General features: G+C 41.4%; 8 protein-coding genes and 1 pseudogene. 1 reads left to right on the top strand and 8 read right to left on the bottom strand.

Features of this window, described 5'->3' with window-relative positions:
- Positions 1 to 24: 24 nt before the first annotated feature.
- Genes MHI45_RS15520 through rfbA form a run of 5 tightly spaced genes read right to left on the bottom strand, consistent with a single transcriptional unit; the run spans position 25 to position 8,800 of the window.
- A complete protein-coding gene (locus tag MHI45_RS15520) occupies positions 25 to 3,834 on the bottom strand; it encodes a glycosyltransferase (RefSeq protein ID WP_179091855.1) in 3,810 nt (1,269 codons plus the stop codon).
- Positions 3,835 to 3,848: 14 nt separating this feature from the next.
- Positions 3,849 to 5,279 (bottom strand): class I SAM-dependent methyltransferase, encoded by a 1,431-nt coding sequence (locus MHI45_RS15525; protein WP_076113843.1) that lies wholly within the window; start codon positions 5,277 to 5,279, stop codon positions 3,849 to 3,851.
- A complete protein-coding gene (locus tag MHI45_RS15530) occupies positions 5,279 to 6,496 on the bottom strand; it encodes an ABC transporter ATP-binding protein (RefSeq protein ID WP_076113844.1) in 1,218 nt (405 codons plus the stop codon). Before MHI45_RS15530 ends, MHI45_RS15525 begins: the two co-directional genes overlap by 1 nt.
- A 14-nt stretch (positions 6,497 to 6,510) precedes the next feature.
- Positions 6,511 to 7,896 (bottom strand): ABC transporter permease, encoded by a 1,386-nt coding sequence (locus tag MHI45_RS15535; RefSeq protein WP_076113854.1) that lies wholly within the window; start codon positions 7,894 to 7,896, stop codon positions 6,511 to 6,513.
- Positions 7,897 to 7,927: 31 nt separating this feature from the next.
- Positions 7,928 to 8,800 (bottom strand): glucose-1-phosphate thymidylyltransferase RfbA, encoded by an 873-nt coding sequence (gene rfbA / locus MHI45_RS15540; RefSeq protein ID WP_076113845.1) that lies wholly within the window; start codon positions 8,798 to 8,800, stop codon positions 7,928 to 7,930.
- Positions 8,801 to 8,945: 145 nt separating this feature from the next.
- On the opposite strand from rfbA, the gene MHI45_RS15545 reads away from it, so the two are divergent.
- Positions 8,946 to 11,693 carry an O-antigen ligase family protein gene (locus tag MHI45_RS15545; protein ID WP_076113846.1) on the top strand — a complete coding sequence of 916 codons (2,748 nt, stop codon included), beginning with the start codon at positions 8,946 to 8,948 and terminating at the stop codon, positions 11,691 to 11,693.
- A gap of 203 nt (positions 11,694 to 11,896) precedes the next feature.
- Here the strand turns inward: MHI45_RS15545 and galU are convergent, their stop codons facing one another.
- The 3 genes and pseudogenes from galU to MHI45_RS35190 all read right to left on the bottom strand — a co-directional run.
- Entirely contained in the window at positions 11,897 to 12,784 is an 888-nt protein-coding gene (galU, locus tag MHI45_RS15550) for a UTP--glucose-1-phosphate uridylyltransferase GalU (RefSeq protein WP_076113847.1), read from the bottom strand.
- Between the two features lie 255 nt (positions 12,785 to 13,039).
- Positions 13,040 to 15,556 (bottom strand): DUF3656 domain-containing U32 family peptidase, encoded by a 2,517-nt coding sequence (locus MHI45_RS15555; RefSeq protein ID WP_076113848.1) that lies wholly within the window; start codon positions 15,554 to 15,556, stop codon positions 13,040 to 13,042.
- Positions 15,557 to 15,718: 162 nt separating this feature from the next.
- Positions 15,719 to 15,918 (bottom strand): annotated as a pseudogene (locus MHI45_RS35190) (hypothetical protein); the annotation flags it as partial.
- Between the last annotated feature and the right edge of the window lie 26 nt (positions 15,919 to 15,944).

Here is a 15,944-nt window from a genome sequence, read left to right on the forward strand (position 1 = left end):
ATTTCGGTGACTCCCCCTCATTTATTACAAGAATAACTCGTAGTACTTAGAACCGAACGTTTTCATACTAAACTGTTCAAATAACAATTCAGTATTATTACTATAATTCTCAAAGGCAATTCTATCTGATACTATAGTCCGCATAGCTACAACTAAGTCTTCAACATCTACTTCTCGATTTAAATTTAGATCCAGCAATATCCCTGCATACTTTTCGTTCTTTTCTGAATAGAGCATCTCAGGAATCTCACCAATACGTGTAGATATAACAGGCTTATTATAGGCTAAGTATTCAATAATGGAGTTAGGCAAGCTTTCAGAAATAAAATAGCTGGGAAGTAATGCGGCATTGAAAACTTTTACCCACCCAATCCACTCTGAAGGTTTTTTCAAATTCATAATAAAATGGATATACTTGTAGTCCTTGTATTTCTCTTTCAACTTATTTGCATATTCGCTCTGTCCAATCAGAGCTAGATGGGCATTACTTTCCTCTTTCTCATTCAACTCAATAATTGCTTTTATGCTTTCCTCCCAGCCCTTTTCTTTTATTGCACGGGACACTAAGCCAAATAGAAATTCCCCCTGCTTCATACCTAACTCTTCCCTATTTTTTGGAGGTATACTCTGTAGTTCATAACCGTAGTAAATCTTGTGCAATTTGGATGAATCTTCGAGCTTGACAACATCAAATATCTCAAGATTTTTGTTTGTAGCATATATAACATGATCTGCGGTATTTAACATGGGACTTACGAGGTTCGCGAATTCACCATCCCAGTCAGGATTTGCTTTCAAGCCTTCGTAACATCCATGCATGGATAAAATCCATTTCACCTTCTGATTGCCTTTAAGAGCTCTGTATGAGATCTTGTCTGACCACCATATATGTGAATTCACAACATCAATATCAAGTTCGGTAATTAACTCCTTAAGTTCATCTGGATTCCCCGTACTGTCAAGAACAGTGACGGCCTCAGAAATCATTTTGGCTATTACTGGATCTGTAGTTAGCCATGGCCGTGCATTATAGATATATACTTTTTGACTTACTGAGAAGAAATTCGCTAATCTTATTACTAACATCTGTCCGCCGCCCACTTCGAAATCAGGCGCAACAAACAATATATTTTTACTATTTTGCAAGTAATTAGATGAAGTAACCTTAGTCTCAGTCATATCTATAAGATCTTGATACAATCCGGATATTATATTATTATCCAGAATATTTGTACTATCATACCCTTTACAACCCAGTCGTTTATATTCATTCGAAACATGCTCTAAAAATTTCGGAACCAGGAATTGTGGAATTTCGAAATTTTGAAGAATATACTTCTTAATTGCTATCATTTCCTGATAATATTCTACCTTCTGTTCATTTCTGCTTACAATACTACTTGAATGCCTACGATGATAGTTTAAAGTCAATGGACAAAATGCAATTCTCCCTACTTTCAGGGTATAAAGGTAAGCAAGCCAGTCTCCGCCAATTTTATAATTAGTGAGCTCTTTTTCGATTCCAACAAGTGCAGTAGCTCTGAATAATACAGCACTAGCATTAGGAATAGTATTCTTAATTCCTAACCCTTGGACCACTTCTTGCTTTCCATCTAAAATATACGAACTTTCCCATTTTGTACTTGAGAGATCATTGGTATACTCGTTGTAAATAAATCCAACTTTTTTTGAATTGCTGTCAATAATTTCAGACTGACAGTAAGCAAGATTCACCTCATCATCTTCAAAGAACTTTGTTAATTGCTCTAATGTATCCAATTTACATACATCATCAGCTTCTGCAATCCAAATTAAATCACCTGTAGCTTCCTTTATACCCTTAATCCATTGTCCGAAACAGCCTACATTCTTTTCATTTTTTATAATCCGATATGGGATATTGGAATTACTTAGAATTCTTTCAGCTACAGAAATACTGCCGTCTGTAGACAGATCATCGAGAAATATAATTTCAGCGGGTTGTATAGTTTGGTAAATAATAGATTTAAGCCGTTCCTCCAAGTAGTTCTCATAATTATAGTTTGGAATAATAACAGAAATGCGATATTCGTTTTTAGGTTGGGCCTTTTCTCTCATTTTCAATAAATCATGCACATAATCAGAAAACCCAAATTCCTTTTCAATCAATTCCCGTCCTACTTGACTCAACGAGTTGTACAGGTTATTATCTCCAATTATTCTATAAATCTCTTGTTTCATATCTTCTATATCTAGATACTTTGAAGGAACCACTCCTATCTTTTGGATGAATTCTGCCATCCCTCCACTTTCTGCAAATGTAACAGTTGGTGTTCCATTATCAATGGCCTCTAATGCTATCGATGGAAAGGGATCTTCTCTAGATGGCAATAAAAATATGTCGGCTCCCTGAAGAATTGGAAGAAGGTCAGATTGAAAACCCATTAAATGAATATGTGATTCAACTCCCAAGACACGTGAATCATGTTGCATCCAGTTCCCAAGGACAGTTTCCACTTCCCCAGCCCAAACAAAATGGTATTCTTTCTTTTGGTCGTCTTTCAAAATATTGCTTGCAAGTGAAAAGAATAGATCAAATCCTTTGCGAATATCACCGTAGCCCCCACCTAGAAGGATGATTGATCTCTCCGAGATCCCCAGGGTTTTACAAAGTTCTATTTTTGCAGCTTCCTTATTTATCTCAAGAGTTCTTTTTTTATAAATCCCTTGAGGTCTCACCACAGCACGTTCTTCTTTAAAATCAAACTTCTCTTTGAAAGACTTTTTTACAAATTCATTAGGAAAAACTATCTTATCCGAGTAGTTACATACATACTTTGCCGCTTCCAAAAAATTATAAGTAAATATTGAGGTTGGCAATTCATGAATCAAAGATATGACTTTGATGTCATGGTCATATAAAACCTTTGTCAAAATATTTGATACAATCGAATTCGAAATACAAAAATCAAAGCCCTTTTGTTTAAATTCTTTAACTATACGTTCAACTTCGTTTTGGTTTTCCAAATACGAAAGGGAGCTCTGATTAAAATTTATAACCGTTGAATACTTGAGAAATTCCTTCTCTAAAGGTCCACCTTTTAAAAGAAATACAACGACATCTTTATTGAACGTTTCATGTAACGTTTTGACTAAGTTCAAAGATAATATTGAAGCCCCTGCATTTTGAGCATCGTGGCATACAAACAGAATAGAGTTGTTATGTTCAATCGAATGAATATTGGGAACCCCGGATATAATTTGTATATTATTGTGACTCTCATTTGCTTGATGCAGCTTTTGCTGCGTTTTCTGGAGTGTCTTACGTAATCCGTCAGTTCTCAACTGAGCAATGAATTTCTTTTTCAGATGCGGTTGTTTACTTATCAAACTGCTTAACTTTTGTGAATACTGCTTTAACTTATTGAACTTATATTCCGAATAACTGATAGAAATAACCTCTAGTTGAGCCACCTTAAAAGCACTGCTTGTAGTGACCTCTATTAATAAGCTTTTAACATCAAAAGAATTCTTCAGAAAATAAACAATACTTTCTCCGTAAAACCTTCCTAAAGGATATTTTTCTTGTTTATCCTCTCCTTTAGTAACAATATTCACTTCACCTTCATTCCCATCACTCTGGAAGTTATATATAATTTTAAGGAATTCTCCAGTTTTCTTTAAATTCAATTGCAAGCTCGCAATTCCGGTCTCATCAGATGTTAAAAAGCCATCCTCTTGTACTATTGTATTTTTCAATTCAATTGATTCTATTTGAGTTGTATGTCGGAATAAGCCCTTTTTCAGCTTATTTTGTTCAATTACATTTCTAATGATCTCTTCCACTTCATTCACTTCCATCACACCAATCAATCATTTTTTTTAAATAATCTAGAGTACACCTTCCAAGGCCTAGAAGAATAGATTTTTGACAGTTGGTTATCCAAAAGTCTTAATTGTCTATCAGCAGACTCCAGTTCATCCATTTTACTTTTCAACGCTTCATCTTTACTTCTTATTTCATCCTGAAGCCGACTAAATTCAATTTTCGCTGCATCACTTTCTTTTATCAAGTCTTGTTCTTTAAGTTCAAGCTGTTTTTGACCCTCTTTAATTTCTACGTTTAATCGGTCGATTATTAAAGATAGTTCATTCAGTAATCCCTCTGATTGAGCATTTTTTTCATTGAGAATTTCCAAAAACCAATTTTCATTTTCGGTTTCATAATTAATAATACCAAAATGAATTCTAACCTCTTTCAATTCAGTACAGACCGGATTGAAAATGATTTGTGGATCATCATTGTCAAATAAGTAGATATCACCAGAAATATAATCAGCATTACTACTAAAATCATCAATGATGTGTTCTTCATTATTCATATCTATACAAGATATATTTTTAATTTTCAGCAGACAATTTGTATTTAAAGGATCTAAGCGCAGTGATTTAATATTTTCAAATCCAGTAGTATCAAACTTACAACAACATTCGGTATTATTTGCGGTCTTTATACGTATACTTTGACTTTCAGTAAATCCATCTCCACAATCAATGTATAGTTGGGAGAAATAATACTCTCCTGTCGTAACGATATTGCTTCTCTTAGATGAACTTTCTGGATAAGCAGATTGTAATTTGAGCTCCAAAACAAATTGATAAACATCTCCTGATGGACGTTTTTTCAAAAACTTAGCTACGCCTTTGGGAAGCCCATCGAAATAATTACCAAATTCTGTATGTCCCACGCTTTTAACAATAGCGTCCTCCCAATTAACTTCCAAATTACAAGAATGAACCGTATCGATCAAAGATTCATACGTGAAAAATCGGATATGTGTATCATCTAGCAGCCCTGTCTTTCTGTATTCAAACTTGTTATGAAGAAGATCGATAATAATGCTGTTATGTGCTACATTAGGAACAGAAGTAACCACAGTTCCACTCTCACTTAATAGCTCTACACATTTTCCCAGGACTAATCGAGGATTATATAAATGCTCCAAAACATCAGCAAAAACAATATGATCAAAACTAATATGTTTGAACTTATCAAACCAAGTAAACTCTTCTATGTTACCAATGACACACTCTTCTGCATATTTAGATGCCTTTTTAGCAGCGTCCTCATCAATTTCCACAATATAAACCGTACAATTCTTTTCTTCCTTTAGATATCTTGTCATTCGTCCAGCAGCAGGTCCAAATTCTAAAACAGTAGAACCATCTTTAATTTTACTTATGATTAAAGAGACAGAATTCTTTGATGAAAGATCCAAATCAAAATCATACTTCATCATCAATCATTCTCCATTCTCCATTTATGTGGTAAAACACAAATCCCTTCAGCTACATAAGTGGATCTCACAAAAAACTCCTTCACTTTTGCTTTGTAATCAATAGGAATATGTGCGTTCTTTTCAAATATTGCAACGTCAAAATAATAACTTCCACCTAATAAGTTAAAGGAGTTATAGTCCAGATAAATAGCGTTAACACCTTTTTTATATTTTATTTCTTCTTTATCCAATAAAGTGTTTATTCCACATACGTATGTGTCATCGATAGAATGTATAGCTACTCCAATCACAATCTCTAGATCTTCTGTATTCATTTCAAATTGTATTTTTACTCTAAAGTCGGAATTATAGGTAATATCATTCAAATCATTCCCTTGGGTATCCTGAATTTCAAAGCTTTCTATAACACCAATAATGTCCTTGTTTAAGGACAACCCTCTATCTTCTTCCTTGTCATCTTTCTTCTTAGAAGCAGACTCTCCATACTTTAGATAGTCAGTGTATCGATCACATATTAGGTCAGTATCACCCTGTGCTTCAATTCTCCCTGCATTCAACCAAATTGCTCTGTTGCAATATCGTTTTATACTATTTATATCATGTGACACGAACAAAATAGTTTTACCCTTATCTCTAAATTCACTGAATTTTTCCATACATTTAATTTGAAACTTCAGATCACCCACGGCCAATGCCTCATCCACGATTAATATATCTGGATCTACATTTATAGCAACCGAAAAGGCAAGTCTTGCAAACATCCCACTTGAATATGCTTTAACTGGCTGATAAACAAAATCACCAATATCAGCGAATTCTAAAACACTATTTAATTTCCCATCCATTTCCTCTCGGTTAAACCCCATCATCATGCCATTCAAATAAATATTCTCTATCCCCGTATATTCCAAATTAAATCCTGCGCCCAGTTCTAATAGCGCTGAGACTTTTCCATTCACATAAACTTCCCCAGCGCTAGGTGAGGACACACCCGTGATGATTTTCAGAATAGTGGACTTGCCTGAACCATTCTTACCAATTATGCCAACAACTTCCCCCCTGTTAATTTCCATACTAACATCATTAAGTGCAAAAAAGGGGCGGTGATAGTTCCTCTTCCGGAGGCTTAAGGACTCTTTCAAGCGATCAATAGGTTTCTCGTAAAGCTTGTAGACTTTTGTAATATTCTCCGCTCTTATAGCTAGCTCTTTGCTCATAACCCTCACCTTTTCTAAAGTACATCCGCAAAATGTGGTTTCATTTTCTTCATAAGAGTTATCCCAACTAGAAACAGTATTGTTGTGAGCAACCAGAAATAAATGGATTGATTGTACCTTTCCCAGAACCAAACCTTATTAATCAAAGCATCCCGGTAGCCTTCAACTAAATAATAGACCGGATTGACTTTAAGTATCCACCTGTAAGAGGCAGGGAGCATTGTAGAACTCCACAAGATGGGCGTTAACCACATACCGAATTGTAATAGCAGACTGATTATTTGTCCTAAATCTTTAAAGAAAACAATAAGAGAACTTGAAATAAGAGAAATACTGAACACGAAACAAATTGTACACAAAGAATAATAAATCACTTGCGTAGCATATAGTGAAGGATTAACTCCATATAGTAGAAAGATGATAAAAGTCAGGATAATAAAAAACAAATGCACAAAGAAGGATGAGGTAACTTTCACCAGAGGCAGTAATCTAACTTGGAAGACAATTTTCTTAACCAAGTAACTATACTCCAGCATAACATTTGTTGCGCTACCCCAGGATTCTGCAAAAAAGAACCACGGAACAATACCAGCTACTAGCCATAGTATAAAGGGAACACTATGTACTGAACCTGATTTAAAACCCACTTCAAAAACAAACCAATATATTAATACTGTTATTACCGGCTGTACAAATGCCCAAATCACTCCTAAATATGAGCCAGCGTATTTGGTTTTGAAATCATTTACAGATAAAAAATACAACAATTTTTTATTTTGATATAACTCCCGGAACAAAAATTTAATATCATGTCGCAATTTCAAGATAATTAAAAATATAATATCTGTTAAGAGCGCTATTCCTGCAACAAGAAGTTTTTGAACTAATTGATTATCTTTAATCACCTTTGCTGTGATCTCATCTGGCGGCACCAGTTTAAAATAAGGATCAGTTCCTGTAATCAATGCAGTTAGGGATTCTTGATCATTTTTCACATTTTCAATTTGGTGACTGTCTTCAAGGCTAACATTCTCAATATATATTTCGTACGAGTTTAATATTGATCCTATAGATATCCCGCTAATTATTACTTGCCCTGGTTTAGTGCCTAAATCAAGCCGCAGACTTTTTATATCATTATCTAAAGGAAATTTCAGTTTCTCAAATTCTCCTGCATTGTTGTAATTTGCTACAACTGATTGTTCTTCACTTAATTCCCCATCATTGTCTTTCAAATAATAAACTTGGTAGTAATCCTTTTCTGCACCCTTTACAACAATGCTTAACTGCATTTTATTTGAGGGTTGGATAAAAAAATAAAGCACTACATAAAAAAACATCAAGGCGATTACGCCAACAATACCAAATTTCATAATACTCTTTTTTTTAAACCCCACCATTAAGGCTCCTCTGCTAATTATATAGATAATTTCATACGTTACCTTCTGCAACATCAATTAAATATTTTCCATATTCCGTTTTCAAAAGCGGTTCAGCCAATGCTATTAACTGTTCTTTATCAATATAGTTCATGCGAAAGGCTATTTCTTCAATGCAAGATATATAAAGTCCCTGTCTTTTTTGAATCGCTTCTACAAAATTAGAAGCTTGCAGCAAAGAATCATGTGTTCCTGTATCAAGCCAAGCCATGCCTCTTCCCATCAATTCCACATTCAGTTTATTACTCACAAGATATCTTTCAATCACAGAGGTGATCTCCAATTCACCTCTTGCAGAAGGTTCAACACATCGCGCAATTTCTACAACATCTTTATCAAAAAAATACAGACCAGGAACAGCAAAATTGGAGCGTGGTTTTTTGGGTTTTTCTTCAATCGAAATAACCTTCTTATTTTGATCAAATTCAACTACCCCATAAGCTTTTGGATCATTTACATAACACCCGAATATTAGTGCCCCTTCTTCTAGTTTTGATGCCTGCTGTAGTATTTTGGAGAAATTCAGACCATAAAAAATATTATCTCCTAATACTAGAGAGACAGCATCTCCATCAATAAAGTCAGCACCTAAAATGAAAGCTTCTGCAAGACCATTGGGCTCATTTTGGATTTTATACTTTAGCTTCATTCCTATCGCTGATCCGTCTCCAAGTAATCCTTCAAAAAAGGGTAAATCTCTAGGAGTTGAAATTATCAGAACTTCTTTTATACCAGCAAGCATTAAAACAGACAATGGATAATAAATCATAGGCTTATCATAAATTGGAAGCATTTGCTTGGATACAGCTCTTGTTAAAGGGTACAATCTTGTACCAGAACCACCTGCTAATATTATGCCTTTCAAGTTAAATCCCCTCATTCATTAATGATTTATTGATAAGCCTTTGGTATTGTTTAGGAATACCAGTTACAGGTCTACTTATCTTGTAGTAAAATACTAAATGTATGCCACATCTGGTTTACAATCAGAGAAAAAAGGAGATTAATACGTGTCTAAACCAGTATACGGAAAAAATGCTGTTCAGTCGAGAAATGTTGAAAAGATATCCAGCCCTATATGGGCATTAGTTGTTGCTTTTATTGTGTTTTTGGTTTGGACCCCGTTTCAGGTGGGGGTGTTTAATGGACAACAGATTGATTTTGAAAAACCGGTCTATGTGTCTGCTCTGCTTAGCGGCCTGATGTTATTGGTGTGGATGGGCCTCTACTTCAACAAATTCAAGCTTGAGGAGCAGCGCGATCTGCTGGCTGTCGCCTCACTGCTGCTTCCAATAACGTATGCTTTGTCACTCTTTGGTGCAGCCTCGCATTATATGGCGATGAACCTGCTGTTAATTCAGAGCATGTACATTGCAATATTCATTATAGCGTTATATCTCTTGAAGCAAAAGCAAGTAAATCTTGTCATCCAAAACGCTGTCCTTGCGGTTGCTTACTTTATTGTAGGATTTGGACTGTTAAATTGGCTTGGCAGCTCGAAATTTGCCGGTACTCTGGTTGGCTGGTTCTCCAACACTGTGCGGGATGGTAAATATTTAGATGCTGTTATGACCGACTCCAACGGTCTGCGGCTGACTTCCATATTCCAATACGCCAATACCTATGCTGCCTTCCTGATGGCTTTTCTGTTTGTAGCTGTATTTGCTTTGGTCCGCTCTAAAAAATGGTACGGTACGCTGACTCACGGATTTATGCTTGTGCCCATTATTGTATCGCTGCTGTTGACGTTGTCCCGTGGCGGGCTCGTCATGCTGCCTGTGGTATTCATCCTGCTGCTGCTGTTCCTGAAACCTGCTCAGCAAATTCTCTGGATTATCCACATTGCCATTTCCGGCCTTGCAGCTCTGCTCGTTACAAATCCCCTGACTACGCTGGGACTAGAACTGAATACCAGCTTCACTTCAGGGGCTGCTCTTAAAGCTTGGGCGTACCTGCTTGGGGCCTCTGCTATCGTTGCTGCTCTTGGGTGGGCGGTTCAGCGTTATGTTGCCCCTTGGCTGGAAGCAAAGCTATCCGGCATGTCTTCCCGTAAGTTTTCCGGGCTGTGGCTTCCACTGGTATCGATCGTGCTTGTTGGAATTGCGGCTTTCCTGCTCATTGGTACAAGCGTCCGCAGTGTTCTGCCGGATAATATTGAAACGCGGCTGGAGAATATCAACTTCAAGCAGCACAGTGTACTAGAGCGGTTCACTTTCTATAAAGATGCTCTTAAGGTTGTTAAAGATTATCCGATTCTGGGTGCGGGTGGCGGAGGCTGGGCTTCTCTCTATGAACACTATCAGAATAACCCTTATACCAGCCGCCAGGCGCATAATTTCTTCCTCCAATATCTGATTGAGGTTGGAATTGTCGGATTCATCGTATTTATGGGCTTTATCGGATACATTTTCTATAAATATATCCGCAGTTATGTGAAACGGGAGAAAGATGAATTTGATAATGGATTCTTCTTCCTTATTATCGCTTTGTCCATTCTTGTCCACAGCTTGCTGGATTTCAACCTAAGCTATGCCTTTATGGGAATCCTTGTTTTCCTTGGACTGGCTGGAATGGCCGCTGTCATGGACAGCAAACCGCTTCGCCGTGGCTGGAGTAAACCCGGACTGCGTATCGGCTACTTGGCTGTACTCACCATCGGCACCATCTATCTGGTCTTTATGTCGATAAGCTATATCGGTTCCAGCAATGACGCAATGAAAGCAAAAAAACTGATCGGCGTCAGCCAATCTTATGAGGAAATTAAAACACCTTTGGTAGATGCCCTGAAAGACCGTCCATTCCACCCGGAATCGGCGATATACTTATCGTCCATGGATCAGCAAGTCTTTAGCCAAACCCAAGATGAGCAGTATCTTGAGGAAGCTTACAGCGTAATTTCTCGCGCACTTAAGGACGAGCCTTATAATAAGGATTTGTTGAAGCAATTAGTCGGATATTATGACCTTAAGGGGCAGAGCGATCTTGCCCTGGGCGTCTACCTTGATAATGCCGATAAATTTGTGTGGGACATTGATTGGTATGAGACAATAATCAGCCGGTCCCAAGCGCTTGCAAATGCAGCAAGTGCACAAAAGGATGAAGCTAAAAAGCAGGAATACCTGACTAGTGGCTTTGATGCCTACAAGCATGTGGTTGATGGAGTGGAACACCTGAAAACTTTGCCTCCTGAGCAGCTGCAAGGCCGTCCATTCTCGATCACACCAAACATTGCGTTAAATATCGGCAGAATGCAGTTGCTGGCAGGAGAAAATGATGCTGCGGCAGCAACGTTAAAACTAGGCTTTAACGACAACTATACTGATATCGTAAACAGTACAACTCTCTGGGACACGAACTGGTATAGCGCGCTTATCAGCCGTTCCTACGAGCTGGCTCAGCAGGCTTTCACTCAAAAGAATGACGATAGTAAACAGCTTAATCTCAAGATCGGCCTCGAAGCCTATCGTCAGGTAACTACAGACTTGCAGGGCCAGGCCATTCCTTCAGCGATCACTTTGAATGCAGGCCGAATTCAGTTCATGGCAGGTCAAACTCAGGTTGCTGCCGCAACATTGAAGCTTGGATTGAGTGAGGATTATACTGATGCTACTAACCGCGAAATTGCCCGTTGGTACCTCGCTGCTCAACAAAAGGCCAACACCGCTCTCGATCAGGATGTATATAATAAGCTAATCGCTGCTGATCCTGCGGAAATTGAAAAGATTACTGAAATTGCAAGCACATCATTTCAAGAGTAGTTAACAGGATAGCAAGGCAACGGGCGATATTGTATATGGAACCAGCGCCCGCTGCAATAAGAACTATGAACATATGATCGTCTTATAAATCTTTAGTTGGAAAAATAAATAAGAGCGCCCCGCAGTTGTAGACAGCGGAGCGCTCTTATTTATTTTATGTTATGGCAGATGCCGTGCGCAGATATAAGGGTACCGGCGCTCAGTTAATTACTGACTTTCTGAGCCTCGCTCTGGAGCACTTCCTGGAGGTACTGCAGCAAGCCTTCCTTAAGCTCCTCATGCTGGAGCGCATAGTGAATCGTCGTCTGGATGAAACCCATCTTCTCGCCGACGTCATGGCGTTTGCCTTCAAAGTCGTAAGCGATGATCCGCTCCACTTCGCTTAAACGGGCAATGGCATCCGTAAGCTGGATTTCGCCGCCTACTCCAACCTGTTGTTCTCCGAGCATATCGAAAATACGCGGAGTCAGTATATAACGTCCCAAGATCGCCAGGTTGGAAGGAGCCTCTTCTCTCTTTGGCTTCTCAACAAGGCGGTTAGCTTTGTAGACACGTTCAGCCAAGGGTGTACCATCTACAAGACCATATCGGGATACCTCTTCCCAAGGCACCGGCTGAACTCCGACTATGGAGGATTTATATTGATCGTAAACTTCGATCATCTGTCTAAGGCAAGGTTTGTCCGCTTCAACAATATCGTCTCCGAGCAATACAGCAAACGGTTCATTCCCGATGAATTTGCGGGCACACCAGATAGCATGTCCTAGTCCACGCGGTTCCTTTTGCCGGATATAGTGAATATCGGCCATTTCGGAGGATTTCCGCACAGATTCCAGCAGCTCCCACTTCTGTTTCTCAGCCAGGTTGAACTCCAGCTCAAATGAGTTGTCAAAATGGTCTTCAATCGCGCGCTTGCCTTTACCCGTCACGATGATGATGTCCTCAATGCCGGAGGCAACGGCTTCCTCTACAATATATTGAATCGTTGGTTTGTCTACAATCGGCAGCATTTCTTTGGGCATCGCTTTGGTCGCGGGCAAAAAACGGGTTCCGAGACCGGCAGCGGGAATAATCGCTTTACGGATCTTCATCATATAGCTCCTTCGTATTCTTTTCTTTTTCCGATTTTAGATGACATGGTAAAATGCATAATTAATTTAATTATAGCAGTTATGGATGATTTTTGGCAGTTATATGGTTAACCCTCCAGTAAGAATAATCCTGCAGACAAAAAGAGCCAGTGCGGCATGGAGGATTCATCAATCCTCCTTTGCCACACTGGCTCTGCATAGATTCGGAGCTAGGGACTAATTACCATGGGATGGGTAAGCCAGTCCCTCTCTTCTTTATTTTGCGTTGACGAGTTGTCCGCGTGTAACCCCAAGCTGGTTGGTGGCTTTCAGGCTCTTCCATACCTGCGTGCCGGAGATTTCCCCACGGAGCGCACGGGAGTAGAGACTAATGACCTCGGCAACCTGCTCCGGTGTTTCTTCCAGAAATTCGACGCGGAAAGAAGAAACGCCCAGTTCGCGGAAATTATTCAAGTATTCCGCGCCTGACTGTTCAACCGCATTGTATACGGTATTGCGGCAGCCTTCATCCACGCGGACAGGATGGGACATGCCGATCCGGTCCTGCAGAGATGCACGCTGCTCCTCGCAAGGGCGTCCGCAGTTCGTATAGTCTGTGCCTTCACTCATGAAGGTGCAGTACACGCAGTGCTCGGTGTGGAACATCGGCAGATGCTGATGGATCACAACCTCCATCCGCGAGGTGTCGCTGCGGCCCAGAAGATCGACCATTTGCTGAATGTTCAGGTCATAAGAAGGCGTGACAACATCGCAGCCCGCTTCCAGGAACAGATCCACCGCCTTATGATTGGCGATATTCAGCGAAAAGTCGCCAATCAGCCGTGGATGCACAGCATCCGGCTGCTCCATGCGGCGGCGCAGATAATAATACAGCGCGCCGGTATTGCGCACCAGCACAGCATCCGGCTGCAGGCGCAGTATATTGGCGTGATAGCCGTTCTCGCCCGGCATATGGATACGTGGCGTGGCCAGCGTGATGCTGGCCCCCGCAGCCCGGACAGCGTCTACCGCTGCCGGGAACTGCTTGATAAATTCGAAGTCGGCGTAAATGCTTCTTACGCCGGCTTCGAGGGCAGCCTGCACTTGAGGCAGGCTGCGGCACAGCGCGGTGAGCTCCGCATCACCGCTTGCAGCGACGTCCCTGCGGGAGGCGTCGCTATAGATCTCTACCGCCCGTTTCACGTAGACGGGCGGTTTCGGGCGCTCGCCGGCAAGCAGCTCCACCGCTTGGCGGCGGATGCTGTTCAGCTCGCGCATAGGCACGATCACGTCGCCTTCTAATTGCGACGTAAGCGCCTCAAGCTGGAACACGGTCCCGCCCAGGCGGCCGAATTGTTCTTCCAGCAGGGCGGCGTCCATCGGGCGCTTTTGCGCGGTCTCCAGCAGCAGCTCCGAGTCCACACGGACAGTCACGTCCTTCTGCACGTCCGTCCACCATGTAGCCAGCTTCTCTCCGGCGCGGCCTTCCACCTTGACATGAACCGGGAAGACGCGGTACGGCTTCTCGGTTTCGTAGCTCTGGCGCAGCGCCTTGTCGAGCGCAGGATCATTGGTCTTCCAGATGCGGTCGCCGACATGCAGGCGGCGCAAATCCACATCGTTGCGCCCAGGCACAATGTCGATGATCCAGCCTTCTCCGGCCTCGCCCTCAAGTTTCACGCCTTTGCGGCGCAGGTCATACACGCGTCCGCCTTCTTCCTTCTTGGTCGGATCACCGGCGTCGAACACGATGCCGTCTCCGCGTTTAAGCGGAGCATGAATGCGGCAGACTACGCCATCACGGAGAATTTGCTCCACCGTGCCCATATACACACCACGGCTTTTCGGGAAAGTCCCGTCAACCAGCTTCTTGTTGTTTGTTCCCTCAAGGAAGCCATGCGTAAAACCGCGGGAAAAGCTCTGCTGCAGCTCACGGATATCTTCTTTAGAAGTCGGAGACCAGTTTCCGTCAAAATACCGGTCAATAGCCTTACGGTACTTGCTCACCACGTTTGCCACGTACTCCGGTGTTTTGAGACGGCCTTCTATTTTGAAAGAGGTCACACCCGCTTCGATCAGCTCCGGCATCAGATCAATGGCCGCCAGATCCTTAGGAGACAGCAGATAGGTTACATCACCCATCGGCTTCACTTCACCGTCGACCATCAGGTCATACGGCAAACGGCAGGCCTGGGCACACTCCCCGCGGTTCGCGGAACGTCCACCCCACATTTCCGAGGTCAGGCATTGCCCTGAATAGGACACACAAAGTGCTCCATGCACGAAAACTTCCATCGGCAGGCGGGCCTGCTCCCCGATCGTGCGGATCTGCTTCAGATTGTTCTCACGGCCGAGCACTACACGCTCCAGCCCGAAGGGTTTCGTAAACTCCACCGCCTCCGGTGAAGTAATCGTCATTTGCGTCGAGCCGTGAATGGGAAAGTCCGGAGAAATCTCACGGATCATTTTGACGAGCCCCAAATCCTGTACAATCACCGCATCCACACCCGCATCTACACAGGCATCAATCAATTCTTTTGCATCTGCCAGCTCGTTCTCAAACACCAGTATATTAAAGGTCAGAAACCCCTTCACGCCATAGCTGTGCAGGAATGCCATAATCTCCGGCAGCTCCTCCGAGCGGAAGTTGTTTGCTCTGGCCCGTGCATTAAATTTCTCTACGCCAAAAAAGACAGCATCCGCCCCGTTCGCCACCGCTGCACGCATGCACTCCCAGTCACCTGCCGGAGCCAACAGCTCCACGTCTTCCCTGCGTATTCCTTGCTCGTTCATTTATATCCTCCCAAACCGTCATATGGACGGGTCATTTCCATCTCTTCAACTTATTAATTGTATCAAATATCACAGCCTTGCGCCATTGATTTGCCAGAAATTATACAGGGAAAGGGCTTTAAGCGGATTATTTAAACCGAACTTATACCTAACCTATCCCTTCCGCCTTTGTACATCGTCGAAGGAGAAATGAATGACTCTCCAACCCATCCCTGATAAAAAAGCATCCCGGTTCAAAGAGTAACTGAATCTCTCTGTCCATATCTTTGACATGACTCTGGTAACCATCACATTCCAGGCCAAAAGTGGCCACCAGACATTTTGCAGCAGAACCTTTAGGCATATAGATGTCCTCTAGCCAAACTCATTTCTTCATAAAAAAAGAACG

The sequence above is a fragment of the Paenibacillus sp. FSL H3-0321 genome, from assembly GCF_038002865.1.
Taxonomy (GTDB): Bacteria; Bacillota; Bacilli; order Paenibacillales; family Paenibacillaceae; genus Paenibacillus_AQ.